Here is a 24,914-nt window from a genome sequence, read left to right as displayed (position 1 = left end):
AAGCACCATGAAGAAGTACCGGCACATCACAGCCGTCGCAGCACTCGGAGTCACCGCATCCCTCGCCCTCGCGGGGTGTGCGACGGGCTCTGACGACACCTCGGCCGGGGGCTCGGGCGAGGACGAGAAGGGCACCATCACCCTTGGATTCCTCCCCTCCTGGACCGACGGGCTGAGCATGGCCTACCTGCTCCAGGACCAGTTCGAGAAGCTCGGCTACGAGGTCGAGTTCGAGGAGCTCACCGAGGCCGGCCCGCTGTACACAGGCCTCGCGCAGGGCGACGTCGACATGTACCCGTCGGCATGGCCCGAGGTCACGCACGCCTCCTACATGGAGAAGTACGGCGACGACCTCGAGGACCTGGGCGCCTACTACGAGAACGCCGTGCTGACGCTCGCCGTTCCGAGCTACACCGACATCGACTCGATCGACCAGCTCAAGGGCAAGGCCGACATGTTCGACGGCACGATCGTCGGCATCGAGCCGGGCGCCGGACTCACCAAGCAGACCCAGGAAGTCGCGATGCCGGCCTACGGTCTGGACGGCGAGTACACGCTGCAGACGTCGTCGACCGCCGCCATGCTGACGGTTCTCGGCGAGGCGATCGACAACAAGGAGGACGTCGTCGTCACGCTGTGGAAGCCGTTCTGGGCGAACAGCTCGTACGACGTCAAGACGCTCGAGGACCCCGAGGGCGCCATGGGCACCCCCGAGACCCTGAACTTCATCGGTCACAAGGGCTTCGCCGAGGAGTTCCCCGAGGCTGCTGAGCTGGCCTCGCAGATCAAGCTCGACGACGCGCAGTACGGCGCGCTCGAGGACCTCGTCGTCAACGAGTACGGCGACGGCAAGGAAGCGGAGGCCGTGGACGCCTGGCTCGAGGAGAACGGCGACCAGTTCGACTGGGTCGTCTCCGAGTGATCCTCGCCTGAGAACGGGGGCGTCGCGGCTTCTGCTGCGGCGCCCCCTTTCCTTTGCGCGTCCGCAGAACAGAACACAAACGGAAGAGACATACGGAACATGACGAAGCGCACACACATCACCGCAGGCATCCTCGTCCTCGGACTGGGGTCGTCCCTGGCACTCACCGGCTGCACGAGCGGGAGCTCTGCAGACGAGGCGAGTTCATCGGACAAGGGCACCATCACGGTGGGGTTCCTGCCGTCCTGGACGGATGCCGTCAACAACGCCTACCTGCTCGAAGATCAGCTGACCAAGCTCGGTTACGACGTGGAACTGGAGACGCTGACCGAGCCGGGCATGCTCTACACCGCACTCGCCCAGGGAGACGTCGACGTCTACCCGTCGGCGTGGCCGGAGATCTCGCAGAAGGCGTTCATGGAGAAGTACGGCGATGACCTCGAGGACCTCGGCACCTACTACGAGGGCGCCCAGGGATTCCTCGCCGTCCCCGACTACATGGACGATATCGATTCCGTCGACGATCTCCACGGGCAGGGCGACCGCTTCGAGGGTCGGATCTACACGATCGAGCCGGGCTCCGGAACCGCGACCATGGCGAGCGAGAAGCTGTTCCCGACGCATGGGCTCGATGACGAGTACACGTTGACCTCGTCCTCGCTCGCAGCCATGCTGACCGTCGTCGATGACGCGGTCGAGTCGGAGGAGGACGTCGTGGTCACGCTCTGGAAGCCGTTCTGGGCGATCGACGCGTACGGCCTGAAGGAGCTCGAGGATCCGGAGAACGGGATGGGAGATCCCGAAGGGCTCCACTTCCTCGGGCACAAGGGGTTCGCCGAGGAGTTCCCCGAGGCGGCCGACCTGATCGGGCGGATCACGCTCGACGACGAGCAGTACGGCTCGCTCGAGAACCTCGTCGTCAACGAATACGGCTCCGGGCAGGAGACCGAAGCGATCGATGCATGGCTGGAGGAGCAGGGCGACCGGCTCGACTGGGCCGTGACCGGATAAGCGCGTCTCGCGCGCCGCGCGTCACGGCTCCGCGGTGACCAGCGGATCCGGTGCGTGGCGCGTGACGACGCCATCGGCTTCGACAGGGAAGCCATTGCGCACCCAGTACTCGTACCCGCCGAGCAGCTCGCGCACATCGAGTCCTGCGCCGAGCAGGACGCGCGCGGTGGCCGTGCTGCCGTTGCAGCCGGGTCCCCAGCCATACACGATGAGGGTGCGATCTCGAGGCAGGTCGTCGATCTTCGCGTCGATCTCCGTGGTCGGCAGATGCAGCGCGCCGGCGATATGCCCGTGCTCCCAGGACTGGCGGCGCCGGGTGTCGACGAGTACAGCCGCGCCCGATTCGACGGCCTGTGCGGCGGCGGTCACATCGATCTCGTAGGCGAGGCGTGCGTCGACGTGGGCGAGTCTCGCCCTGACGTCGGTCACTCCCGGTCCCGATCGCCTAGCAGCTCGGCGAGAAGCGGCAGCTGCGTCGGGTCCTCTAGAGCGGAACCGACGGCGACGACGCGCGCGCCGGCGCGCAGGTAGTCCCCGGCGTTGGCGGCGTTCATGCCGCCGGTGGTCACGAACCGCGCGTCAGGGAACGGCCCGTGCATGGCGGTGAGCCATTCCGGGCCGAGGAGGGAGGCGGGGAAGGCCTTCAGCCAGGTCAGCCCGGATGTCATGGCGAGTTGGACCTCGCTCGCGGTGGCGACGCCCGGGATGCTGAGCATGCCGGCGTCGTGCGATGCGCGCACGACGTTGAGATCCAGGCCGGGGCTCACGGTGAACGCGGCGCCGGCGGATGCCGCCTGCGCCACGTGCTCCTCGGTGATGACGGTACCGGCGCCGACGGTCTTGCCGCGTTCTCTGCCTGCGGCGGCGACCAGGCGCAGTGCTTCGATGTCGTCCGGGGTCTGGATCGGCAGCTCGACGACTTCGATGCCGAGATCCCAGGCTGTGGTCGACACGGCGAGGCTGCGCTGGGGTCCCATGCCGCGCAGGATCGCCATCAGTGGCGATGCGCTGAAGAGTTCTTCGAATCCGGAGTTGTCCATGAGGTCCTCTTTCTCTGTGTTCGGCCCGGTCATTGCGCCGGGCCTGCGATGTCGACGACGTCTTCGGTGGACTGCAGCACGAGGTGCGCACGGCGGTGTCCGGCGTGCAGTCGCTGGTCGGCGGGAGCACCGGAGAGGTGCGCGGCGAGCCACCCTGCGGCGTATGCGTCCCCGGCGCCGACGGCTTCGACGACTTCGGTCGGGATCGCGGGGACGAAGACCGAGCCGGCGTCGGAGAACTCGGTCGCCCCGACGTCGCCGTCCTTGACGATCAGGTGTGCGGGGGCCGGGATCAGGGCGCGCACATCGTCCGGGGCGTTGCAGCCCCAGAGCGTGTGGGCCTCGTCGAGGCCGACGAAGACGATGTCGGACCTGTTCGCCAGGTCGCGCAGCACCGGGTGGGCGGTCGACGCGGCCCACAGGGCTGCACGGTGGTTCACGTCGAAGCTCAGCAGCCCGGTGCCCGCGGTGGTGACCCGGTCGATGACCGTTTCGGTGAGTGCGGCGCAGTCCGCGGAGAGCGCCGGCGTGATGCCGGAGATGTGGACGATCGCGGCATCCTCGAGCGGAACGGCCGCGATACTCGCGGGGCTCATGCGGGATGCCGCGGATCCGGCCCGGTAGTACAGCACGCCGTGACCGGGGTCCTTGAAGTACACTCCGGTCGGGGCGGCAGCGTCGAAAGCGACCCACCGGGTGTCCACCCCCTGTTCGGCGAGGGTGCGGCGCACGCGATGCCCGAGGGCATCATCGCCGAGCGCGCTGACCCAGGCGGTGCGGTGGCCGAGCATGGCGACGTGTGCGGCGACGTTCGATTCGGCTCCGCCGACCGTCAGCCGGAGGCTCTCCGCATCGGTGAGCCGCGACGCATCGTGAGGTGTGAGGAGCGCCATCGTCTCGCCGAGAGCGATGAGCGCCGGACTGGGGTGCGCCGCGTGATCTGCAATGTTCATGAGGAGCTGTCTACCGTCCTGCCCTGGCTTCGTCGAGGTAGCTGTATGCGGTCACGCGTGAGATGCCGAGGCGTTTCGCGATCGCCTCGACCGACTTGCGCATCTGCGTCGCGCCGCGCTGATCGAGGCGTTTGAGGACGCTGATCTTGTCGTCGCGGGACATGTTCTCGACCGGCCGGCCGATCTCGTGGATGGCGTCGCTGATCATCGAGTCCATCACCGCGACGAGGTCCGTGCCGAAGTGCTCCTTCGGGCCGTCCGCTGCCGTCGTGGACGCCGGCAGGAGTGCGGTGAGCATGTTGCGCACCTGCTGGAGCGGGCTGAGGTCGACGTTGATGCACAGCGACGCGATGATGTCGCCGACGGCGTTGTGGAAGTACACGGACGAGCAGCGCAGTTCCCGTCCGTCGCTCGTGAAACCGGTGTACCCGAATGCATCGTGGTCCGCGCGCCGGTCCTTCATGACGTCCAGCCCGAGCGATGTGGACGGGCCGCCCACCGATCGCCCCGTGACATGGCCGTTCTCGATCGCCATGATCGTGTGACCGAGATCGACATCGGCGCCGTCGAGGTTGTGCAGCACGACCTCGGTCGTCGGGCCGGCGGCCGTCGCAAGCGCCCGCATCACCGGGTGATACAGGCGTAGCACCTCCTCCGCGCTCTCATACGTCTGCCGGCTCGCCTCACCCGCGAATGCCTCGGCTGTTTCTTCTGCTGCGGTCCTGATCGTCATCGCTCACCCACTGAACAAAAAATTCGAGAGATAGACAGATTGTCTGCCTTCCTGCTAGCTTAGCGTCACCCAACACGAGACGTCGAGGCCGAGCATCCCGTTCCGGCCCGTCTTCACCCAGCAAGGAGGCTCGGATGACGACTGTGTCCACTTCACGTGGTCTGTCCCCGAAACAGCGCAAGACTGTCGCCGGCGGGGCCATCGGCACGCTCATCGAGTACTACGACTACTACCTGTACGGCCTGGCCGCCGCGGCGGTGTTCCCCGCGGTGTTCTTCTCCGCCAACGACCCCCTCGTCGCCCAGTTGGCGTCGTTCGCGACCTTCGCCGTCGGGTTCTTCCTGCGCCCGCTCGGCGGCATCGTCTGGGGCATCGTCGGCGACCGCGTCGGCCGCAAGGCGGTGCTGATGAGCACCGTGGTCGGCATGGGATTGGCCACGACCGCCATCGGCCTGATCCCCTCCGACCAGACGATCGGGATCGCCGCTCCGCTGCTGCTGCTGTTCTTCCGCATGCTGCAGGGTTTCTTCGTCGGCGGCGAGATGGGAGGGGCGGCGACCATGGTGGTCGAAGCCGCACCCACCGGGAAGCGCGGGCTCTATGGTGCGTTCCTCATCACCGGCGCCGGCATCGCCAACGTCGTCTCGGGCGGATTCATGGCGTTGCTCGGTCTCACCCCTGAGTCGTGGTTCCTGCAGTGGGGCTGGCGCATCCCGTTCGTGTTCTCCATCGTGCTCGCCGTCGCGGCCGTGATCCTTCGCCGACACCTCGAAGATTCCGACGAGTTCGTCGAGACGCAGGCGCTGCAGATCGCCGCAGCCGGGAAGAAGGCGAACCCACTCGTCGAGGCATTCCGGCACCCGAAGAACGCGATCATGGGCATCTTGATCGGCCTGCCGCAGTCGATCGCAGGCTACGTCGTGCTCACCTTCGGCCTCGCCTACATGCTGGCCGACGAGAACATCCCCGTGTGGGTCGGCTTCGCCGGAACGATGATGGTGGGTGTGCTGCAGATCTTCGTCGCGCCTCTGTGGGGTGCGATTTCCGATCGCATCGGCCGGCGGACCGTCTACATCATCGGATGCCTCGGCTTCGCCGCCATGGTGTACCCCACGTTCGCGCTGTTCGATACGGGCAACATGTGGTTGATCTGGACCGGTCAGATCCTCGGCTTCGTCGTGTTCGGTGTGGCCATGCAGGCGACGCTGTCGACGATGCTGGTGGAGATGTTCGACCCGGAGGCGCGCACGACCGGCGTCAACATCGGATACCAGATGTCGAACACTCTCGGCGGCGGCCTCGCACCGCTGATCTGCACCGCACTGGTCGCAGCGGCGGGTGGCGGGTTCTGGCCGGTCGTCATCTATGCGGCCGTGATCTCGATCGTCGGGGTGATCGCCACGCTGCTGGCGTCGATCCGTCCCGATGTCGAGGGCGCCGGTCGACTGCACGAGCTCGCGGCGACGGCCACGCTCAAGACGGTTCGCTGAGAGAAGGGGTCCGGAATGCTCGACAGGGACGAAGCGCTGCTGACGGCGCGTGACAAGGGACTGCCTCAGAGGGCGGTCGGTGCGACGATCGCGGAGTTCCTGGCGACGCGCCCCCATCTGGACGAGTTCTGGACCCCTCTCATCGCGCTCGATGACGCCGCTATGAGGGGCAACGTCACGACGATGGCGACGTGGTGCGCCGAGCGTGGCATCGAGATCATGCCGCACGGCAAGACGACGATGGCACCCGCGCTGTGGAAGCGTCAGCTCGACGCCGGTGCGACGGGAATCACTCTGGCGACGATGGGGCAGGTGCGAACAGGGCGAGACCGCGGTCTCGACTCGATCATGCTCGCCAATGCCGCGGTCGATCCCCGATCGCTGGCGTGGGTCGCCGAAGAACTCGCCGACCCGGGTTTCCGGTTCGTGAGCTGGGTCGATTCCCTCGACGCGGTCGAGGCGATGGAGCACGGACTGCGCGCAGCCGGTGCGTTGCGCGCCGTCGACGTCTGCGTCGAGCTGGGCGCTGCCGGTGGCCGCACGGGTGCGCGCTCGATCGCTGAGGCCGTGCGCGTCGCCGAGCGCATCGCCGCTTCTCCCTGGCTGCGCCTCGCCGGCGTTGCAGGGTACGAGGGCAGCTTGGCGCATGACCGCTCGCCGGCTGCACTCGCGGCAGTGACGTCGTACTTGGAGGCGCAACTCGAACTGCACACCGCGCTCGTGTCGCTCTACGACGACGGCGACGTCCTCCTGACGGCGGGGGGCAGCGCATACTTCGATGTCGTCGCAGACGTCTGGACCGGTGCCGCCCGCGATCACCGCACCCGCTTCACCCTGCGCTCCGGCGCGTACATCGTGCACGATGACGGCTTCTACCGCGGCATCTCCCCGTTCGACGAAGGGGCGGCCGAATCGGCCGGTTCGCCGCGGTTCGTCAATGCCATGCACGGATACGCCCGGGTGGTGTCCAGCCCCGAACCGGGTCTCGCACTGGTCGATGGAGGCAAGCGCGATCTGCCGTACGACGAGGGGATGCCGATCCCACGCGCATGGCGTGCCCCAGCGTCCGAGTCGTGGAACCCGTTGCAGGCGGAGGTCTCCGCGATGAATGATCAGCACTCGTATGTGCGCTCCGAGCAGTCGTTGCCGATCGGATCGGTCGTCCGCCTCGGCCTGTCGCATCCGTGCACCGCGTTCGACAAGTGGCGCATCCTGCCCGTCGTCGAGTCAGCGGACTCCGACCTGGTCGTCGACCTCGTCCGCACCTGGTTCTGAGGAGAGCTCAATGAAGACTCGCACCGTGTTGCGCGGCGGATCCGTGATCACTCCGGGCGGGCCGGTGCGCGCCGATGTCGCGATCGAGGCCGGCGAGGTGACCAGGGTGGGGCGCATCAGCGCGCGCGAGGACGACACCGTCCTGGACGTCTCCGCTCGATTCGTGCTGCCCGGTTTCATCGACGTGCACTCGCACGCGGACGGACTGCTCGGCGACCCCGACGTCACGCGGACGCTGCTGCGCCAGGGCGTCACCACCGTGATCGCCGGTCAGGACGGCGTGTCGTACGCCCCCGGCGACGGCGCGTACGCCTCCGAGTACTTCGCCGCGATCAACGGGCCGCATCCGTCGTATCGCGGCGGCGGTGTGGACGCCTACCTATCGGGGATCGAGGGAACGACGGCGGTCAACGCGGGTTATCTCGTGCCGGCCGGAACCGTGCGCTTCGACGTATGCGGCCGGGACGACCGTCCGGCGAGCGAGGTCGAACGGCGTCGCATGGCGGAGCTCGTCGCAGAGGGAATGGATGCCGGAGCTCTCGGTCTCTCGAGCGGACTCGACTACGTTCCCGGGATCTTCCAGGATGCTGACGAGATCGCCGCGCTGTGCGCGCCTGTCGCGCGCGCCGGTGGCGTCTACGTCACCCACATGCGCGGCGGGTACGAGTCGAACACCGCCGCCGGCATCGCCGAGGTGGCGGAGATCTCACGACGGGCCGAACTCGAGTCCGGATCTCCGCTGAAGGTGCATGTCTCCCATTTCCATGCCGATGCCGACATTGTGCTGGGTCAGCTGGACGCCCTGGACGAGGCGGGAGTGGATGCGACGTTCGACGCCTACCCGTACGTCCGCGGGTGCACACTCCTGGGCATGCCTCTGCTGTCCCCGGAGATCTCGGCGCTGCCCCGGGAGGAGGCCGTTGCCGTCATCACGGACCCCGCACGCCGTGCCGCCCTGCGCGAGGCCTGCACGAATCGCGCGACCCAGAGCGCCAGCCTCGGGCCGGACTGGCCCGACATGATCACGCTCGCGCACATCGCTGCGCCGGAACTGGCATGGGCGCACGGGCTGACGCTGCGCGACGCAGCCGACCGCGCCGACACATCTCCTGTCGACTTCGCGCTCGACGCGCTCGCGGCATCCCACCTGGAGTGCAGCGCCGTCATGGCGGTGCGGCATCCCCGTTCCGACACGGAACTCGCGCGCATCTTCTCCCATCCGGCGCACACCGGCGGCTCGGACGGCATCCACATCGGCGCGCACCCGCACCCGCGTGCGGCGGGAACGTTCGCGCGTTTCCTTCGCGAGTACGTGCGCGAGCTGGGTGCCTGGAGCTGGTCCGACGCCGTGCACCACCTGTCGGCGCTGCCGGCTCGCCGATTCGGACTCGGTCGACGTGGCGCCGTCGAGGTCGGGGCGGTCGCGGATCTCGTGATCGTCGACCCGGCGACGGTCACGGACCTGTCCACCTACGAGCACCCGCGTGTCGCGGCCGTCGGCATCGACGACGTCTTCGTCGCCGGCGTCCGTGTGCTCGCAGGTGGCGAGCCGACCGGTGCGCTGCCGGGCCGCGGGCTGCGCCGAACGGCGGGCGTCGCCGCCTGAGAACGTCCCCGTCCGGGGACCAGACCTGTTGTCAACAGAAAGGAAAACACCATGCCGAAGACCGGTTTCCACACCGAGGGCGTGCCCGCTCCCGCCGGCCCGTACAGCCATGGAGTCGTCGCAAACGGATTCCTCTACACCGCCGGGTTCGGGCCGCAGGATGCCGCGAACGGCAACGCGATCGCCGAGAACGTGGGCGACCAGACCCGTCAGGTGCTGCGCAACATCCAGACCGTGCTCGCCGTGCACGGACTGACGATGGACGACGTCGTGAAGTCGACGGTGCACCTGCAGGATCTCAGCGACTTCGCCGAGTTCAACGTCGCATATGAGGAGTTCTTCACTGCTCCGTATCCGGTGCGCACGACGGTGGGCTCGCAGTTGGCGAGCATCCTCGTCGAGATCGACGTGGTCGCCGCCCTGCCCCAGGGCTGAACGGTGGCGAGCGGGGCGTGCCCAGCGCGCCCCGCTCTTCGAGCACTCCGTGAGTGTTCAGACCGGCTGTCAAGTCCCCGTCCTTCGCTCAGGCGCAGGCGTAGCCTTCCGGCATGGACGGTTTCGCGGCTGTCGATTTCGCCTTCGCGCGTGAGGTCCTGCAGCGGGGCATCGCGGCGCTGTATCTCGTCGCGTTCGTCTCGACGCTGAACCAGTTCCGCCCGCTGCTGGGCGAGCGCGGCCTGCTCCCCGCACCCCGGTTGCTGGAGTGGGCGGATTCGTCGGCATCCCGGAAGCGGATGCTGCACCCGACGCTCTTCACCCGCATCCGCTACTCGGACCGGCGACTGGCGGCCTTGTGCTGGGCAGGGACGGTCATCTCGGCATCCGTCGTGGTCGGCCTCCCGCAGCTCGGCCCGCCGTGGGTGCCGATGCTGGCGTTTCTCGCCCTGTGGGTCGGGTACATGTCGGTGACGAGCATCGGGCAGACGTTCTACTCCTTCGGGTGGGAGATGCTGCTGCTCGAGGCCGGTTTCCTCGCGGCGTTCCTCGGCTCGGTGCACGAGCCGCCGCCGACCGTGGTGATCGTGCTGTTCTGGTGGCTGGTGTTCCGGCTCGAGTTCGGTGCCGGGATGATCAAGATCCGTGGCGGACGCGAGTGGCGCGACCTCACGGCGCTCACGTACCACCACGAGACGCAGCCGATGCCGGGGCCGCTCAGCCGACAGGCGCATCTGCTGCCGCGGTGGTTCCACAAGGGCGAAGTGCTGGGCAACCACTTCGCGCAGCTCGTGGTGCCGTTCTTCCTCTTCGCGCCGATCCTGGCGCTCGTCGTACCAGGTCCGCTGCCGCTTCTCATCGGTGCCGTCGCGGCGGCGATCGTCATCGCGACGCAGCTGTGGCTCGTCGCGACGGGCAACTTCGCCTGGCTGAACTGGGCGACCATCGTGCTGGCATTCTCAGCGATCGGAATCCCTGGACCGGCTCGCCAGGAGCCCATCCCGCTGTACTGGATCGTGGTGACCTCGGCCGTCGGCATCCTGTACGTCGTGCTGAGCTGGCCGGCCCTGCGGAACCTGTTCGCCCGACGGCAGCTCATGAACGCGAGCTTCAATCGGTATCAGCTCGCGAACGCCTATGGCGCCTTCGGCACCGTCACCAAGGAGCGGATCGAGATCGTCGTGGAGGGCACTCTCGCCGAGGAACCGGGGGATGCCGACTGGGTCGAGTACGGGTTCAAGGGCAAGCCGGGGGCGCTGAAGCGGATGCCGAGGCAGTTCGCGCCGTACCATCTGCGTCTGGACTGGCTGATGTGGTTCCTGCCGCTCGGACGATCGCTGGACGACTGGTTCACGGCGTTCCTGGTGCGGCTGCTCGAGGCCGACCCGCCCACGCTGCGTCTGCTCGCTGCGGATCCGTTCGACGGGGAGCGTCCGCGGTGGGTGCGCGCCGTGTCGTACCGATATCGGTTCGCCCCGCGCGGGGCGGATACCGTGTGGGTGCGCGACCGGCACCGCGAGGTCATGGGGGCGGTGTCGCTGCGCTGACGGTCAGAGCTGCTCGAGCCTTTCGGCCAACAGACCCGGTTGCTGCAGGGGGATTCCGTGCCCCGCATCCGGGACGAACTCCAACGCGCTCCCCGACAGTGCGCTGTGCAGCGCTTCCGCGGACGACCGCAGGAGGCTCTTCTCGCGAGACCCCGCGAGAATCAGCGCCCGGCCCGGGAAGGCGCTCCACCCGTCGGGCACGGTGAAGCGGATGTTCTCGCCCACCGCGGCGACGAGGCTCTGTGCCGTCATCGCAGCCGATGTCCGCAGGTAGTCGTCAAGCAGCGCGGGAGGGACGAAAAGCTCCTTCGCCTGCAGGCGGGCAAACCATCGGACCCGGGCGAGGCCGGACGTGGCCCGCAGCAGGCCCAGAGTGAGACCGGGAGCCGGCGTCGGTTCCGCCTGGGCGCTGATGACGACGACGCGGTCGACGAGGTCAGGGCGCACCGCCGCGAGCAGCACAGCCAGCTGGGCACCGAGCGAGAAGCCCACGACTGCCGTGGGAGAGGGCCCGTCGTCCTCGAGAATCGATGCGAGGTCACGAACCACGTCGTCGTGCGAGGAGTACGGCTCCTGCGCACTGCGATCGTGGCCGGGCAGATCCGGGATCAACAGATGCGTTCGGTGATCGAGGTGCTCGCGCAGCGGCATCCACATCCACCCGCCGACGCCACCGCCATGGAGCAGCAGGACGCGCGGTCCCTGCCGGTCTCCATGGTGCTCGACATGCATACAGCGGCTCACGCCTTCCTGGTGCGTGCGACGTAGATCGTGTTGGACGAGGTTCCGCCGGTGACCGGATTGTCGAAGTCGACGACATGCGCGATCGCGTCGTCGAAGACGGCATCCAGTTCGGTCATGAACTCGTCGTCCGGTGGATCGTCCGACCACAGCGCGAACACGCCGCCCGCGGCGAGATGCCTGTCGAGAGAGCGCAGTCCGTCCGCGTCGTAGAGATCCGCGTGCGTCGGGTCCAGCTGGTGACGCGGCGAGTGATCCACGTCGAGGAGGATCGCCGAATATCCCTGATGACCTTCAGGCGGCGCCGCGCGTACGAGAGCGAAGAAGTCGGCCTCGACCAGCGTCGTGCGCGGATCGCCGACGAGCTCAGCGGACGCGGGCAGCAGCCTCCGCTCGTGCCACGAGATGACCGTGCCGAGCCGATCGATCACCGTCAGCGCGCTCACTCGCGGATCGCGGAGTGCGGCGACCGCCGTGTATCCGAGACCGAGCCCTCCCACCAGGACGGAAAGCCGCTCACCGGCCACGGCCGCGAGGCCCAGATGCGAGAGCTCTTCTTCGGCGACCGTGAACAGGCTCGACATCAGGAACTCGTCGCCGAGCTTGACCTCGTAGATCTCCTGGCCGACGGCGGGCTCCGTGCGCCGTCGCAGGGTGAGCTCTCCGATGGGGGTCTGCTGCCAGTCGAGTTCTTCGAACCGAGCGATCACTGCGGCATCCCTCCGTCTTCGGCCACACTACCCCGGGTCGGGACACGACGATCATCGGAGGTCGCCAGCGGCACGGCCGCACGAGCGGGGTCGCTTTGGTTGCGCCCCACAGGGGATCCCGCGTCGTCGGTGCCGGGGTGTCAGGATGCCGGAAGGCAGCGACAAGGAGAATCGATGACGACCTCGCCGATCAAGAAGACCTACGAAGCCCTGCGTTCCCGCCCGCTCGGGAAGCGGATCTTCAGCACGATCGTGAGCTTCAAGGCGCCGTACTTCCGCACCATCCGCCCCGCGATCATCTCGCTGGAGCCCGGTCGAGGGGTGGCGCGCATGCGCGACCGCTGGGGCGTGCACAATCACATCGGCACAGTGCACGCGATAGCCTGCTGCAACCTCGCCGAGCTCGTCGCCGGGACCACGATCGACTACTCGTTGCCCGAGTCGCACCGCTGGATCCCGAAGGGCATGAACGTGGCGTACCTCAAGAAGGCGAAGGGGACGCTCACCGCCGTCGGCACGATCGGTGGGCTGGACACGCTGGAGGTCGGTGAGGCGCGCGACGTCATCGTCGCCGTCGACATCACGGACCGCGCCGGCGTCGTCGTCGTGCACGCGGACATCACGATGTGGGTGACGCCGCGCTCGGCATCCTGACGCGCGGCCGCGGCCGCGGCCGCGGCCGCTACGGCACGATCGCGTCGATGTAACCGCCGTCGACGCGTACCGCGGCGCCCGTCGTGGCCGACGCCAGCGGAGAGGACAGGTACGCGACCATGTTCGCGATCTCCTCGGGTTCGATCAGTCGCTGCAGCAGCGACTGCGGGCGGTGCAGGCGCATGAACTCGCGCTGCGCGTCCTCCCAGGGCAGCGCACGGTCGACCAGTTCGTACACGAACGTCTCGACACCGCCCGTGTGGGTCGGACCTGCCAGCACGGAGTTCACCGTGACGCCGGTGCCGGCGGCATCCTTCGCGAATCCGCGGGAGACCGCGAGCAGAGCCGTCTTCGACATGCCGTAGTGGATCATCTCGGCGGGGATCACGACGGCGGAGTCGCTGGCGATGTTGAGGACGCGACCCCATCCGCGCTCCTTCATGTCGGGCAGCGTCGCCCGGATCAGACGCACGGCGGCGAGGACGTTCACCTCGAAATAACGGCGCCACTCGTCATCGGAGATGGCGAGGGCGTCCTCGGCGCCGAAGATGCCGAGGTTGTTCACCAGCACGTCGACGGGCCCGGCCGCGGCGAGCACGGCATCCGTCCCGTCCGTCGTCGTGACGTCGCCCGGAGCCGCGACGAGATCACGGTCGGCGCTTTCGGCCCGGAGCTCGGTGATCACGGATGCCACGGACGACGCGCTGCGTCCGTTGATCGCGACGCGGGCGCCGGCATCCGCCAGGGTTGCGGCGATCGCGCGGCCGATGCCCTGGGTCGAGCCCGTGACGAGGGCGGTTCTGCCGGTGAGGTCGATGCGCATGGGGATCCCTTCGTTGCTGCTGACCACAGGTGCAACGCGGCGGATGCTCAGGACATGCCCGCGCCTAAGCTGGGCGCATGACGAATCGGACCGCCCTCATGCCGGAGCTCGGACGCATCGAGATCGTCGACCGGGTCGTTCCCGAGCTCGCCCCGCGACAGGCTCTCGTGCAGGTTGAGTCCGTGGGGGTGTGTGGATCGGATGCCGCGTACTTCACGGTCGGCTACATCGGCGACTGGGTGGTCGACGGGCCGATCGTGCTCGGCCACGAGGCATCAGGGCAGGTCGTCGCCGTCGGAGCCGACGTCACGCACGTCGCCGTCGGCGACCGTGTCGCGATCGAGCCGGGTACGCCCTGTCGCGACTGCGCCGACTGCACGGCGGGCCGCTATCACCTGTGCCCGGATCTGGCGTTCCTCGCGACGCCGCCGTACGACGGAGCCCTCACGCAGCTGCTGGCCATGGATGAGCGCAACCTGTTCCGGATGCCGGAGAGCATGTCCTTCGACGAAGGAGCGATGCTGGAACCGCTGTCAGTGGGGATCTGGGCATGCCGCCGGGCGGGTTTCCAGGCAGGAGACAGCGTCCTCGTGACCGGCGCCGGCCCGGTCGGTGTGCTCGCCGCTCAGGTCGCGCGGGCATTCGGCGCCTCACGCGTCCGCGTCGCAGACGTGTCGGACTATCGCCTGGAACTCGCGGCATCCCTCGGCTTCGAGGTCGAGAAGGTGGGTGCCGAAGCCTCGCGCGAGCCGGAGTTCGACGTCCTGCTGGAGTGCTCGGGCGCACCGAACGCGCTCGCCGACGGGCTGTGGCGGCTGAACAACGGCGGACGCGCTGCCATGGTCGGAATGCCGAAGCAGGCCGTCGAGCTGCCGCTGTCGAAGCTGAACGTGCGCGAGCTCTCGGTCGCGCTCGTCAACCGCTACGCGCACACCTGGCCGACCGCGATGGCGCTCGTCGCCGACGGACGGGTGGATGCCGCGGCGATCGTCACTCACCACTACGGTCTGTCCGAGACGGCCGAGGCTCTGATGCTCGCGAAGACGGAACCGAATTCGATGAAGGCGATCATCCGGCCGCAGGAGTGAGGGCGGTCGTCAGCTGGACGTCTCCGTGAGGGCGACGGGGGCGCCGGAGGCGATCGACGCGTAGGCGGCCTCGACGACGGCGATCGCGGCGACCCCGTCCGCTCCGGACACGCGGGCGTCGCGTCCGTCGCGGATGGCCGCGACGAAATCCGCGATCTGGAGCGCGTAGGGGCTGTCCGCCGGGGATGTCGGCGGCAGGTGGCGGGCCGCAGCATCCGGCACCGTGTCCGCGAGCGAAGCGGAACTCTCGTCGCTGTCGTGAGACAGCTCGCCGTGCGTGCCGATGATCTGGACGCGCGTGCGGAACGGGACACCCGGCGCGCCCCAGGTCGCCTGCAGGTGCGACTGCGCGCCGCTCGCATGGGTCAGTACGACCTCGGCGGTGACGGGCAGGGGCACGATGTCGTCCACCGTCGGCGGATTCTGCACCGCGGACACGCTGACGGCCGGACCGGCGAACCAGAGCGCCTGATCGATGTCGTGGATCATGAGGTCGCGGATCACGCCGCCGCCGGTGCTCTCCCGGAAGAACCACGGTGCCGAGGGCGCGGATCCCCTCCGGGACAAGCGCTGCGTCAGAATCTCGCCGATCGCTCCCGCATCGAGCTGCGCCTTGATGCGGGCGTACGCAGGGAAGTAGCGCACGACGTGCGCGGGGAACAGGCGCACACCCGCGGCCCTCGCGGCGTCGACGATGCGCCGGGCCTCGGTCGCGGTCGGCGCCAGCGGCTTCTCGCAGATGACATCGACACCGGCCTCGATGGCGGCGAGCGCGAAGGCGACGTGGGTGCCGCTCGGTGTGACGATGTCGACGACATCGGCCTCGGCGAGCAGCGTCTCGATGTCGGGAGCCACGCGCATGCCGTGCTCGGCGGCGATCTTCGCGGCGCCGGTGCGCGACATGACCGTGACGCGAGAGCCGAGATCACGCCACGCGTCCGCATGGACACGTGAGATGCCGCCGGCGCCGATGAGACCGACCCTGAGCTCGGGCAGGGCGCTCCGCCTCCGGCCACCGCTCATGCGCGGGTCTTCACGCGCGCTCGTCGTCCCGACGCAGCGGCATCCGTTCGGGCTCCGGCGCGGATGCCGGAGTGATCGGCTGCGGCGCGGCCGGCGCCGCCGTGATCTCGCGGGCGACCTGCTTCTCGAGCACCTGCACCGCCTGATCCGACAGCACGATGAGACCGTCGAGCTCTTCGCGCACCCGCTTGTACGCGATGTTGCGCTCGGCCTGCGTGGCGGTGTCGTCGACGGCGACCTTCAGCAGCTGCTGGGCGCGATCCAGCTTCTTGCGCTCGGCCTCGGTGAAGGTCGAATCGCGCAGACGCCGGGCATCCCTCTCGGCGACCTCGAACGCGACCGCGTAGTTGCCGACGGCATCCAGGTACTCGCTGACCTGCTGTTCGCTGACCTTGGCATCGACGGATGCCGGGCGCAGCGCGTCCGCGGTCTTCTTGGCGCGCAGGAAGGCAGCGGTCAACGGCTGACGACCGTCGCTCATCGCCGGGAAGGCGATGAGCTTGGCGACGTCGAGCTCGTAGTCCAGCCAGCGGGCGGTGATCTCGTCGTGCTCGGCGAACAATCGCTCGAGCAGTTGATTCGGCGTCACCTGCGGCTGCGCCGGAATCTGCGTCGTGACGGGCCGCGTCTGGCCGCGTGCGGCGATCTGGGCGGCTTTGATCTCGCCCTTGATGCGGATGGTCTCCAGGCGCCGTTCGTGACGCTGTTTGGAGGCGCGCTCCCACGCCTTGCCGATGCCGCCGGCGACGCCCATGATCGGGAAGATCAGCCACCAGTAGTCGCCGGCGAAGGTCCAGAAGCCCTGGAGGAACTCGTCCATGATGGCCTCAGCCTAGTCCCGCCGTGGTACCGGTGAATCGCTCAGGTGCGCGGGAGTTCGCCGATCTTCGCGCCGTCCTTGTCCTGCACGATGAGGGTGTCGCCGTCGACCTGGACCTTGCTCAGACCGCGCAGCCAGGTGTCCACGCCCTGGCAGGCCTTGAGGGTCGAATAGTAGGGCGCGATCTCGACCGTGTCGTCGACCACGGTGTACGTACTGCCGATGCCGTTGCAGCCGTCGGTTCCGGTCACCTTGCCCTCGGCGGTGAACTCGAGGAAGGGTTCGCCTTTGGCATCCGATCCCCACGTGCCGACGACGTCGGGCTCAGGCGAAGCGGTGGACGTCGGCCCGCCGGCCGGTCCGGCGGCGGGGGCGCAGGCCGTCAGCAGGATGGCGGCTGCGGCCACCATGAGGGCCGCTCGGATGCGGTGGGAAGTCATGCCTCGATGGTACCCACCCGGAAGAAATTCGTAATCTGGGTACAACTACCCATGGAAGTCTGTGAGCAGGCTGTGTACTCTGAACGAGGTTTGCGTTTTCGGCGCGAGCCACCGCATGTTCTTCCGGAGCTGTAACAGGGGTACTCGACTCCGGCGGGGGGACACTGCGCATCATTCGCAGCGAAAAGGACTGTCATACATGACCAGAGGAATGGGGCGCCGCTCACTGGCGCTGACCGCAGCCGCGACGCTGACGCTCGGAGGCCTTGTCTTCGCAGCGCCCGCCGTCGCCGCAGAGACCACGCCAGCGCCGACTCCTGAAGCGAGCTCGACTCCGGCCGCGGAGGAGACTTCCGCGCCGAAGGAGACTGCAGCGCCCAAGGAAGCTGAGGCTCCCAAGGCCGAGGCACCGAAGACCGAGGTCTCCGAGGACGACGTCGCCGAGGCTGCTGAAGACGCAGCTGAGGCCGATGTCGAGATCGTCGCCGTCGGTGTGAACGCCGCAGGCGAAGACCTCATCCTCGTCACGGAGGACAGCGTCAAGGCGCCGGGCAGCGACGAGGCCATCGAGGCCTTCGCGGACAAGCTGGACGTCCAGGACGCGAAGGTCGTCACGACGTCGGCGCCGTTCACGTCCTACGCCGCGGGTGATGTCGTCGGCGGCCAGGGGTACGCGATGATCGAGGAGACGCCCGAGGGCGTCTACGCCTACGCGTGCTCTATCGGATTCTCGGCCTTCTCGCCCGACGGTGAACCTGCCGTGATCAGCGCGGGGCACTGCGCTCTCGGCGAGACGGGCAAGTTCACCGACACGTATCTGACCATCCCGGGTGAGGAGCCCGCCGTCGACGGCGATGGCTACGCATTCGAGGAGCCGCTCGAGCCGTTCGGCACGTTCGGCTTCTCGCAGTACGGCGGACCGGGCAACAGCGAGGGCGCCGAGGGCGACCCCAACTCCACCGACATCTCTGTCATCGATGTCCTGGACGGGTGGAACCCGAAGCCCGTCGTTACCGACTGGTCGACGGCAGGATCTTCGCTGGACTCGCTCGCGGAGAGCGTCACGCCGATCAAGTCCGTCGGCGAGCCGACCGTCGGATCCGTGTCGAAGAGCGGTCGCACCACCGGTCTCACCACCGGAGAGGTCAGCGAAACCGACATCCTCGATGGCTGGGCTCCGGTGCAGGACTCGTCGGGCGCCGTTCACTGGGTCCGCGGCTTCCAGAGCAACGTGGGCTCGGATGAAGGCGACTCCGGCGGAGCCGTCTTCCAGGGCAGCAAGGCCGTCGGCGTGATCAGCGGTGGTAACGGCACGATCACGTGGGCGACGTCCCTCACCAAGGGCCTCGAGTTCACCGACGGCTACACCGTCGCGCTCTCGATCGACAAGCCCAAGATCGACGCAGGCGCAACGGTCGAGCGCGGCTCGACGATCACCGGCACTGTTCCGAGCAACAACGCTAAGTCGGTCATCATCACGCGTGACGGTGGCGAGCCCGAGTCGGTCGACGTCACGGACGGCAAGTTCAGCTTCAAGGTGGCGAACAAGGGCGAGTTCACGTACACGTTCACCGCGGTGAACGGCTACAGCCGTTCGGCCACCACCAGCTGGGACGTCAAGGTCACTCCGCCGCCCGTGGCGGCACCGGTCATCACGACGCCGGCTGACGGTTCGACCGTCGCCGCTCCGCTCGAGAGCGTCAGCGGCACCGGCACGCCGGGCTACACCGTCGAGGTGAGCATCGGCGATGGCCACTCCGGTTCGGGCTACCCGCCCGTCACCGTGGATGCTGCCGGTAACTGGACGCTGACGGATGTCGGCCTCGAGTCCTACGGCGACTACACGATCAGCGCGGTCCAGTACCGTAACGCCGACGAGTTCTCATCCGAGGCCACGTCGACCTTCAGCCTGGCTCCGGCCGCTCCGGCGATCACGTCGATCTTCAACGGCCAGGTCTTCGGCGCTACGGCTGGTCCGACCGGCGTGTCCGGCACCGGCATCGAAGGGGCGACCATCAAGCTCGCCCTGAACGGCACGGATGCAGCCAGCGCCAGCGCGATCACCTCGCTCGCAGCGCAGAGCTTCACCGCGACGGTCGTCGACGGCAACTGGAGCGTCGACTTCGGCGCTGCTCTCCAGCCGGGCGCGTACACGGTTCGCGCGGTTCAGTCCGTTGACGGAGTCAATTCCGCCACGGCGGCTGAGCTGGCCTTCACGGTCTCGGCTGCGGCTCCCGCGCCGGGCCCGGGTGACGGCGGCAACGGCGGCGGCGGCAACGGCGGGGCTGAGGCTCCGGCCGGTGGCGGCGACGACGAGCTCGCGACCACGGGTATGGACACCATCGTCCCGCTGACGGCTTCGGCCGGCGCGATCGCGCTCATCTCGGCCGGCATCATGCTGCTCGTGGTGCGTCGTCGCAAGCTCGTGCAGGACTGACGAGTCTGACTGACTGAGGGGCGGGCGCCGCGAGGTGCTCGCCCCTTCGTCGTCCCATCGTCCGCAGCGTCAGCGTCCGGACTTCTCGGCGCAGGGTACGCACAGCTCGGCGAACGGTCGCGCCTGCAGCCGCCCCGACGGGATGCCGCGGCCGCATGACGCACAGACGCCGTATGTCCCGGCATCCACTCGGACCAGAGCATCTTCGATCTGCCGAAGCTCCGCCTGCGCGGCATCCGCGAGGCCGGTCAGGCGCGACCATTCCGACGATAGTGTCACGCCCTCCGGATCGTGTTCGTCGTCGTCGTTGGAGCCTTCGCGATCGTGCGTGAGCTGAGTCAGTGCCGCGATCGCGGACTCGGCCCGTGCGAGGGCTTCGACGCGCAGGTCTTCCAGGCGGGCGTGTGGGTCGGCTACGCCGTGATAAGGCACTATTCCAGCCACTCCGTGATGAAGCGATCGTTCGCATGGACGTGCGTCGCCTCGTACGTGCCGCCGTCGAGCACCTCGAAGCGGTGCGCGATCAGCGCGGGGACGACGAGGATCTGCCCGCCGGCGCCCACGACCTGCTCCTCGCCGACGGTGAACAGCGCACGTCCGCGGTGGATGACGAACGTCTCGGCGTAGGGATGCCGGTGCAGTCGCGGCCCGGATCCTGGCGTGCTGTCGTACTCGCGGATGATGCTGACCGGCGACCCGATCAGATACCCCTCGAGGTTCTCGTCCGGGCCGACGTTCCTGGGCTGGATGGTCATGGATCTCCCTTCCACGCCGAGGGTACGCCGCGCACCGGCAAAGCAGAACACCGCCGGAGCGAGCAGCGTCGCCGGAATCTCCGCTCTGGTGCCCGCGCGCGGACTCAGCCGAGCAGGAGCGAGAGCACGGTCGCGCCGCCGCCGACGAGGATCAGCGCGCCGATCGTCACCCAGGCCGTGACGCGGATGCGCTTCTGACGGCGCTCCGAGTAGATCGACAGGTCTTCGGCCTCTTCGTGGTGGTGCTCAGACATCGTTGCTCCTCAAGGGGCTGCGTTTCGACTCGCTTCGCTCGCTCAACGAGCGAGCGGCGCCGGCTCGGTGACGGTGGGACCGAAGTAGCTCGGCAGAGTGGCCTGCGAGCGCTCGCGCAGCTCGGCTGCCGAGATGGTGAAGACGTCCTGCACTTCGAGCTGCGGCTCGGTGTCCGTGACGCCGATGCGCATCACCGGATAGTCGCGCCCCTCGCAGAGGCCGCGGAATTTCACGTCGTCCTCGCGCGGCACGGTCACGATGACCCGTCCCGTCGACTCGGAGAACAGTGCGGTCGCGGCATCCACCCCGTCGCGTTCGATGATCTCGTTCAGCCAGACGCGGGCGCCGACGCCGAAGCGCATGACGCCCTCGGCGAGGGCCTGCGCGAGGCCGCCCTCGGACAGGTCGTGCGCCGACGAGATCAGCCACTCGTCACGGGCAGCGCCGATGAGGCCGGCGAGGCGCTTCTCGGCGGCGAGGTCGACCTTCGGCGGCAGACCGCCCAGGTGGGCGTGAACGGTCTCGGCCCAGGCCGAACCGCTGAGCTCCGTCGACGTCGTGCCGAGCAGGTAGATGTTCTGGCCCTCGTCCTGCCATCCGGACGGGATGCGGCGAGAGACGTCGTCGATCAGGCCGAGCACGCCGACCAGCGGGGTCGGGTGGATCGGCACGTCGCCGGTCTGGTTGTAGAACGAGACGTTGCCGCCCGTGACCGGGGTGCCCAGTTCGAAGCAGCCGTCGGCGAGGCCGTCGACGGTCTGGCCGAACTGCCACATGACCTCGGGGTTCTCGGGGGAGCCGAAGTTCAGGCAGTCGGTGATCGCGGTCGGGGTCGCGCCGGTCACGGCGACGTTGCGGTACGCCTCGGCCAGGGCGAGCTGCGCACCCGCGTACGGGTCGAGCTGGCAGTAGCGGCCGTTCGCATCGGTCGCGATCGCGAAGCCGAGACCGGACTCCTCGTCGACGCGGATCATGCCCGCGTCATCCGGGAAGGCGAGGGCCGTGTTGCCGAGCACGTAGTAGTCGTACTGGTTCGTGATCCAGCGGGTGTCGGCGAGGTTCGGCGATGCGACGAGCGACAGGAACTGGTCGCGCAGCACGGACGGCTCGGACGAGCGCGGGAGGTTCTCCGCGGCATCCGCCTGGAGCGCGTCGATCCACGTCGGGTAGGCGACCGGACGGTCGTAGACCGGGCCGTCGACGGCCACGGTCGAAGGGTCGACGTCGACGATGCGCTCGCCCTGCCAATCGATGATGAGGCGGCCGTCTCCGGTGACCTCGCCGAGCACGCTGGTCTCGACCTCCCACTTGTTCACGACCTCGAGGAACGCCTCCAGCTTCTCGGGCGCGACGATCGCCATCATGCGCTCCTGCGACTCCGACATGAGGATCTCCTCGGCCGTGAGCGACGGGTCGCGCAGCAGCACGTTGTCGAGCGAGACCTTCATGCCGCTGTTGCCGTTGGCCGCGAGTTCGCTGGTCGCACAGGAGATGCCGGCGGCACCGAGGTCCTGGATGGCCTCGACGAGCTCGCCGCGGTACAGCTCGAGGCAGCACTCGATGAGCACCTTCTCGGCGAACGGGTCGCCGACCTGGACGGCCGGGCGCTTGGTGGGCCCGCCGTCGTCGAACGAGTCGGATGCCAGGATGCTGGCGCCGCCGATGCCGTCACCGCCGGTGCGGGCACCGAACAGGACGACCTTGTTGCCGACGCCGGTGGCGTTGGCGAGCTTGAGGTCCTCGTGGCGCAGGACGCCGACCGCGAGCGCGTTCACGAGCGGGTTGGCCTGGTAGACCGCGTCGAACACGGTCTCGCCACCGATGTTCGGCAGGCCGAGACAGTTGCCGTAGAAGCTGATGCCGGCGGTCACGCCGTGCACGACGCGCGCCGTGTCCGGGTGGTCGATCGCGCCGAAGCGGAGCGCATCCATGACGGCCACCGGGCGTGCGCCCATCGAGATGATGTCGCGGACGATGCCGCCGACGCCGGTGGCAGCGCCCTGGAACGGCTCGATGAACGACGGGTGGTTGTGCGACTCGGCCTTGAAGGTGACGGCCCAGCCTTCGCCGACATCGACGACGCCCGCGTTCTGGCCCATGCCGACCATGAGGCGTTCCTTCATCTCGTCGGAGACCTTCTGGCCGAAGCGGCGCAGGTAGTTCTTCGACGACTTGTAGGAGCAGTGCTCCGACCACATGACCGAGTACATGGCCAGCTCGCCCGAGGTGGGGCGACGGCCGAGGATCTCGCGGATGCGGGAGTACTCGTCATCCTTCAGGCCCAGCGCGGCATACGGCTGCTCCTTGTCGGGAGTGGCGATCGCGTTCTCGACGGAGTCGGGGACGTGCTGACGGGCGGGGGCTTCAGGGGTGGTCACGCGCACTCCAAGGGAAAGGGCCGAGCGGGGCGTGTTCAGTCTACCGGCGGCACGATCGCGCAGAGTCCGCGTGATCTCGCGGCCCGCGCTACGGCCTCGTGTCGTCGTGGTGCACGATGCGGCCCAGTTCTACGACGTCGCCCGGCAGCTCCCAGTAGTGCAGGCGCCGCGCGCCGGCGACGTTCTGCTCCACGCTGGATCGCATGCAGCGGGCGCCGTCCTCGCGGACGACATAGGCGTCGTCACCGCCCTCGCCGGTACGGAGTCGATGCAGTTCGCGCGCCGGGATCTCGCGGTCCCGACCGGTGATGGCATCCACGCACGTGCGGATCGCCTTGCTCAGCTGGCCCTCGTCGAGAGCCGCGAGGGAGTCGATGAAGCCGGCGCCGAGCGTGTACTCCCGCAGCGGCCACCGCCCACGCTCACCGGGGGCGGTCCGGTTGCCCCACGTGCGCTCGATCTCGAAGCGGATGCCGTCGGCCGTGGTGTCCACATGAGAGCGCTCGGCGGCTCGGCGGGCATCGCGCAGCGCACGGCCGGTCTCTCGCCTGTCCTGCACGGCGTGGTCCAACTTCACCTCGGCGCTCGCGCGCTCGGCCCGCTCGGCGGCCAGCTGCGAGCGGAGGCGGTCGTTCTCGAGGCGCAGTGTCGCGGCCTCCGCGTCGCTCGCGGATGCCGCGCCGCTCGTGCGTCCGACGAGATTGGTCAGTGCCAGGATGTCGGCGCGCAGGCTCGTGATCTCTCGTGCCAGCACCGCGACATCGGTGCGGGTCGCGTAGTCGCTCGGAATCGGAGCCGTGGATGCCGCGGGCACCGGTTCAGCGGCCGGGGCGTCGCGCTCGGCATCCGATGGCCGCTGGATGTCCCGGTCCTCGCTGAGCCACGGGGCTCCGCCGACGACCAGGGGGAGGGCGGGGACCAGCGGTGCGTCAGGATCGGCTTCCGTCCGGCTGAGCGCCAGCGGCTTCCCCGGAGCCCGAGTGACGCGCACGCGGATGACATCGCCCACGGCGAGGACGTCGCCGACCGGGCTGTCACCGGTGTCGACGTCGCGGCGACGCAGGACGGCCGAGAATCGTGGGTGCAGATGCACGGTGGCGCGCAGGTCGGTCACCTTCGCGACGAGCGCGAGCGTGTGGGACCCGTTCGGGAAGGCATCCAGGTCGGGCTCGAGCGGCTCGGGGTGCAGTTCGGTGCCGTCGAGGATCCCGGCGGTGGGCTCGCCGACGATGAGCGCGTCGATCAGCGGGATGTCCGGGGGAAGCAGATCGGCGGTGGCGGTCACCGTCGTGCCGTCGTCGAGCCGGACCATCGCCCGGCTGCCGTCCGCGACGAACCCCTGCACGACGCCTGCAGCGCGGCGGATCGTCCGCGCCGTGGCGGACTGGATCGTGCGGCGTCCGGTCTGCGCCATCGCGTCGTTCACCAGGTCGGCGGTGTCGGAGTGGTCAGGGAAGCGCAGGTGCGAGCGGGCCCACGAGGGATCGACACCGAAGTCCGGGGGATAGCTTCGGGCTGCGCCGTTGAACACCTGCGCCTTGGGCGGCAGGAGTGATTCCAGGTGCTTGCTCGGGATGCCGGTGGCGATCGTGACGACGTCGGCTGTGCCGTCCAGCTCACGGCGGAGACGGTCGACGTCGAACAGCAGTTCGCCTCCGATGGCGGTCGAGACCAGGACCAGCGGGTGCTCTCGCGGCATGAGGATGCGGGTGGCGAGCGCCTCGGCATCCTCAGGGGTGATCACGTCGGCGTACATCATCCCTCGACCATAGGCGCGC

Annotated in this window: 25 protein-coding genes; 10 read left to right on the top strand and 15 right to left on the bottom strand. The window is 68.6% G+C overall.

What is annotated here, in order from left to right:
* The first annotated feature begins 7 nt into the window (after positions 1-7).
* Both M2317_RS17760 and M2317_RS17755 read left to right on the top strand, forming a co-directional pair.
* Positions 8-922 carry a glycine betaine ABC transporter substrate-binding protein gene (locus M2317_RS17760; protein ID WP_429462508.1) on the top strand — a complete coding sequence of 305 codons (915 nt, stop codon included), beginning with the start codon at positions 8-10 and terminating at the stop codon, positions 920-922.
* Between the two features lie 99 nt (positions 923-1,021).
* Complete coding sequence (locus tag M2317_RS17755; RefSeq protein WP_429462506.1) at positions 1,022-1,933, top strand: glycine betaine ABC transporter substrate-binding protein; 912 nt, start codon at positions 1,022-1,024, stop codon at positions 1,931-1,933.
* A gap of 21 nt (positions 1,934-1,954) precedes the next feature.
* On the opposite strand, the gene M2317_RS17750 is transcribed toward M2317_RS17755, so the two are convergent.
* From M2317_RS17750 to M2317_RS17735, 4 genes are read right to left on the bottom strand one after another with little or no spacing between them, the layout of a single operon-like run.
* On the bottom strand, positions 1,955-2,362 hold the full coding sequence (locus M2317_RS17750) for a rhodanese-like domain-containing protein (RefSeq protein WP_429462504.1): 408 nt from the start codon (positions 2,360-2,362) through the stop codon (positions 1,955-1,957).
* On the bottom strand, positions 2,359-2,973 hold the full coding sequence (locus M2317_RS17745) for a bifunctional 4-hydroxy-2-oxoglutarate aldolase/2-dehydro-3-deoxy-phosphogluconate aldolase (protein ID WP_429462502.1): 615 nt from the start codon (positions 2,971-2,973) through the stop codon (positions 2,359-2,361). The genes M2317_RS17750 and M2317_RS17745 overlap by 4 nt, the downstream gene beginning before the upstream one ends.
* 29 nt (positions 2,974-3,002) lie before the next feature.
* A complete protein-coding gene (locus M2317_RS17740) occupies positions 3,003-3,926 on the bottom strand; it encodes a sugar kinase (protein WP_429462500.1) in 924 nt (307 codons plus the stop codon).
* 10 nt (positions 3,927-3,936) lie between these two features.
* On the bottom strand, positions 3,937-4,659 hold the full coding sequence (locus M2317_RS17735) for a helix-turn-helix transcriptional regulator (RefSeq protein ID WP_429462498.1): 723 nt from the start codon (positions 4,657-4,659) through the stop codon (positions 3,937-3,939).
* A 134-nt stretch (positions 4,660-4,793) separates the two neighbouring features.
* On the opposite strand from M2317_RS17735, the gene M2317_RS17730 reads away from it, so the two are divergent.
* The 5 genes from M2317_RS17730 (at position 4,794) to M2317_RS17710 (ending at position 11,012) form a co-directional block, all read left to right on the top strand.
* Positions 4,794-6,149 carry an MFS transporter gene (locus tag M2317_RS17730; protein ID WP_429462496.1) on the top strand — a complete coding sequence of 452 codons (1,356 nt, stop codon included), beginning with the start codon at positions 4,794-4,796 and terminating at the stop codon, positions 6,147-6,149.
* A gap of 15 nt (positions 6,150-6,164) precedes the next feature.
* Complete coding sequence (locus tag M2317_RS17725; RefSeq protein WP_429462494.1) at positions 6,165-7,424, top strand: alanine racemase; 1,260 nt, start codon at positions 6,165-6,167, stop codon at positions 7,422-7,424.
* Positions 7,425-7,434: 10 nt separating this feature from the next.
* Positions 7,435-9,030 carry an N-acyl-D-amino-acid deacylase family protein gene (locus M2317_RS17720; RefSeq protein ID WP_429462493.1) on the top strand — a complete coding sequence of 532 codons (1,596 nt, stop codon included), beginning with the start codon at positions 7,435-7,437 and terminating at the stop codon, positions 9,028-9,030.
* Between the two features lie 51 nt (positions 9,031-9,081).
* Complete coding sequence (locus M2317_RS17715; protein WP_429462492.1) at positions 9,082-9,465, top strand: RidA family protein; 384 nt, start codon at positions 9,082-9,084, stop codon at positions 9,463-9,465.
* A 113-nt stretch (positions 9,466-9,578) separates the two neighbouring features.
* Positions 9,579-11,012, top strand: a complete 1,434-nt coding sequence (locus tag M2317_RS17710; RefSeq protein ID WP_429462490.1) for a lipase maturation factor family protein — start codon at positions 9,579-9,581, stop codon at positions 11,010-11,012.
* 3 nt (positions 11,013-11,015) lie between these two features.
* Here the strand turns inward: M2317_RS17710 and M2317_RS17705 are convergent, their stop codons facing one another.
* Entirely contained in the window at positions 11,016-11,756 is a 741-nt protein-coding gene (locus M2317_RS17705; protein ID WP_429462488.1) for an alpha/beta fold hydrolase, read from the bottom strand.
* Entirely contained in the window at positions 11,753-12,463 is a 711-nt protein-coding gene (locus M2317_RS17700) for a spermidine synthase (protein WP_429462486.1), read from the bottom strand. Before M2317_RS17700 ends, M2317_RS17705 begins: the two co-directional genes overlap by 4 nt.
* A gap of 174 nt (positions 12,464-12,637) precedes the next feature.
* On the opposite strand from M2317_RS17700, the gene M2317_RS17695 reads away from it, so the two are divergent.
* The gene (locus tag M2317_RS17695; protein ID WP_429462484.1) at positions 12,638-13,117 is read left to right on the top strand and encodes a hotdog fold domain-containing protein; all 480 of its coding nucleotides are present in this window, start codon (positions 12,638-12,640) and stop codon (positions 13,115-13,117) included.
* Between the two features lie 28 nt (positions 13,118-13,145).
* On the opposite strand, the gene M2317_RS17690 is transcribed toward M2317_RS17695, so the two are convergent.
* Positions 13,146-13,940 carry an SDR family NAD(P)-dependent oxidoreductase gene (locus M2317_RS17690; protein WP_429462482.1) on the bottom strand — a complete coding sequence of 265 codons (795 nt, stop codon included), beginning with the start codon at positions 13,938-13,940 and terminating at the stop codon, positions 13,146-13,148.
* A 77-nt stretch (positions 13,941-14,017) separates the two neighbouring features.
* Between M2317_RS17690 and M2317_RS17685 the strand changes: the two genes are divergently transcribed.
* The gene (locus M2317_RS17685) at positions 14,018-15,028 is read left to right on the top strand and encodes an NAD(P)-dependent alcohol dehydrogenase (RefSeq protein WP_429462480.1); all 1,011 of its coding nucleotides are present in this window, start codon (positions 14,018-14,020) and stop codon (positions 15,026-15,028) included.
* A 9-nt stretch (positions 15,029-15,037) separates the two neighbouring features.
* On the opposite strand, the gene M2317_RS17680 is transcribed toward M2317_RS17685, so the two are convergent.
* Genes M2317_RS17680 through M2317_RS17670 form a run of 3 tightly spaced genes read right to left on the bottom strand, consistent with a single transcriptional unit; the run spans position 15,038 to position 17,311 of the window.
* On the bottom strand, positions 15,038-16,051 hold the full coding sequence (locus tag M2317_RS17680) for a Gfo/Idh/MocA family protein (protein ID WP_429462478.1): 1,014 nt from the start codon (positions 16,049-16,051) through the stop codon (positions 15,038-15,040).
* Between the two features lie 10 nt (positions 16,052-16,061).
* Entirely contained in the window at positions 16,062-16,871 is an 810-nt protein-coding gene (locus M2317_RS17675; protein WP_429462476.1) for a hypothetical protein, read from the bottom strand.
* A gap of 41 nt (positions 16,872-16,912) precedes the next feature.
* A complete protein-coding gene (locus tag M2317_RS17670) occupies positions 16,913-17,311 on the bottom strand; it encodes an META domain-containing protein (RefSeq protein ID WP_429462474.1) in 399 nt (132 codons plus the stop codon).
* Between the two features lie 199 nt (positions 17,312-17,510).
* Here M2317_RS17670 and M2317_RS17665 point away from each other — a divergent pair, with 199 nt between their 5' ends.
* Positions 17,511-19,748, top strand: coding sequence for a hypothetical protein (locus tag M2317_RS17665; protein WP_429462472.1), 2,238 nt, complete (start codon positions 17,511-17,513; stop codon positions 19,746-19,748).
* Between the two features lie 69 nt (positions 19,749-19,817).
* Here M2317_RS17665 and M2317_RS17660 read toward each other — a convergent pair whose 3' ends face one another.
* The 5 genes from M2317_RS17660 to M2317_RS17640 all read right to left on the bottom strand — a co-directional run bounded on the left by M2317_RS17660 (position 19,818) and on the right by M2317_RS17640 (position 24,895).
* Positions 19,818-20,180 carry a TraR/DksA family transcriptional regulator gene (locus M2317_RS17660; RefSeq protein WP_429462470.1) on the bottom strand — a complete coding sequence of 121 codons (363 nt, stop codon included), beginning with the start codon at positions 20,178-20,180 and terminating at the stop codon, positions 19,818-19,820.
* Entirely contained in the window at positions 20,180-20,503 is a 324-nt protein-coding gene (locus M2317_RS17655; protein ID WP_429462468.1) for a cupin domain-containing protein, read from the bottom strand. Before M2317_RS17655 ends, M2317_RS17660 begins: the two co-directional genes overlap by 1 nt.
* A 104-nt stretch (positions 20,504-20,607) precedes the next feature.
* Positions 20,608-20,757: a hypothetical protein gene (locus M2317_RS17650; RefSeq protein ID WP_429462466.1), complete on the bottom strand. Its 150-nt coding sequence runs from the start codon at positions 20,755-20,757 to the stop codon at positions 20,608-20,610.
* 42 nt (positions 20,758-20,799) lie between these two features.
* Positions 20,800-23,136, bottom strand: a complete 2,337-nt coding sequence (purL, locus tag M2317_RS17645) for a phosphoribosylformylglycinamidine synthase subunit PurL (RefSeq protein ID WP_429462464.1) — start codon at positions 23,134-23,136, stop codon at positions 20,800-20,802.
* An 88-nt stretch (positions 23,137-23,224) separates the two neighbouring features.
* A complete protein-coding gene (locus M2317_RS17640) occupies positions 23,225-24,895 on the bottom strand; it encodes a hypothetical protein (RefSeq protein ID WP_429462463.1) in 1,671 nt (556 codons plus the stop codon).
* Positions 24,896-24,914 lie beyond the last annotated feature (19 nt).

The sequence above is a fragment of the Microbacterium sp. ZKA21 genome (assembly GCF_050434165.1).
Taxonomy (GTDB): Bacteria; Actinomycetota; Actinomycetes; order Actinomycetales; family Microbacteriaceae; genus Microbacterium.
Note: the sequence above shows the minus strand (reverse complement) of the source record. Positions and strands in the feature narration are given on the sequence as shown.

Coding starts and splice junctions, on each gene's coding strand:
- M2317_RS17710 (WP_429462490.1), top strand. CDS start 9,579: ATGGACGGTTTCGCGGCTGTCGATTTCGCCTTCGCGCGTGAGGTCCTG.
- M2317_RS17655 (WP_429462468.1), bottom strand. CDS start 20,503: ATGACCATCCAGCCCAGGAACGTCGGCCCGGACGAGAACCTCGAGGGG.
- M2317_RS17665 (WP_429462472.1), top strand. CDS start 17,511: ATGACCAGAGGAATGGGGCGCCGCTCACTGGCGCTGACCGCAGCCGCG.
- M2317_RS17640 (WP_429462463.1), bottom strand. CDS start 24,895: ATGATGTACGCCGACGTGATCACCCCTGAGGATGCCGAGGCGCTCGCC.
- M2317_RS17745 (WP_429462502.1), bottom strand. CDS start 2,973: ATGGACAACTCCGGATTCGAAGAACTCTTCAGCGCATCGCCACTGATG.
- M2317_RS17755 (WP_429462506.1), top strand. CDS start 1,022: ATGACGAAGCGCACACACATCACCGCAGGCATCCTCGTCCTCGGACTG.
- M2317_RS17675 (WP_429462476.1), bottom strand. CDS start 16,871: ATGGACGAGTTCCTCCAGGGCTTCTGGACCTTCGCCGGCGACTACTGG.
- M2317_RS17760 (WP_429462508.1), top strand. CDS start 8: ATGAAGAAGTACCGGCACATCACAGCCGTCGCAGCACTCGGAGTCACC.
- M2317_RS17680 (WP_429462478.1), bottom strand. CDS start 16,051: ATGAGCGGTGGCCGGAGGCGGAGCGCCCTGCCCGAGCTCAGGGTCGGT.
- M2317_RS17725 (WP_429462494.1), top strand. CDS start 6,165: ATGCTCGACAGGGACGAAGCGCTGCTGACGGCGCGTGACAAGGGACTG.
- M2317_RS17690 (WP_429462482.1), bottom strand. CDS start 13,940: ATGCGCATCGACCTCACCGGCAGAACCGCCCTCGTCACGGGCTCGACC.
- M2317_RS17685 (WP_429462480.1), top strand. CDS start 14,018: ATGACGAATCGGACCGCCCTCATGCCGGAGCTCGGACGCATCGAGATC.
- M2317_RS17670 (WP_429462474.1), bottom strand. CDS start 17,311: ATGACTTCCCACCGCATCCGAGCGGCCCTCATGGTGGCCGCAGCCGCC.
- M2317_RS17695 (WP_429462484.1), top strand. CDS start 12,638: ATGACGACCTCGCCGATCAAGAAGACCTACGAAGCCCTGCGTTCCCGC.
- M2317_RS17735 (WP_429462498.1), bottom strand. CDS start 4,659: ATGACGATCAGGACCGCAGCAGAAGAAACAGCCGAGGCATTCGCGGGT.
- M2317_RS17740 (WP_429462500.1), bottom strand. CDS start 3,926: ATGAACATTGCAGATCACGCGGCGCACCCCAGTCCGGCGCTCATCGCT.
- M2317_RS17650 (WP_429462466.1), bottom strand. CDS start 20,757: ATGTCTGAGCACCACCACGAAGAGGCCGAAGACCTGTCGATCTACTCG.
- M2317_RS17730 (WP_429462496.1), top strand. CDS start 4,794: ATGACGACTGTGTCCACTTCACGTGGTCTGTCCCCGAAACAGCGCAAG.
- M2317_RS17720 (WP_429462493.1), top strand. CDS start 7,435: ATGAAGACTCGCACCGTGTTGCGCGGCGGATCCGTGATCACTCCGGGC.
- M2317_RS17715 (WP_429462492.1), top strand. CDS start 9,082: ATGCCGAAGACCGGTTTCCACACCGAGGGCGTGCCCGCTCCCGCCGGC.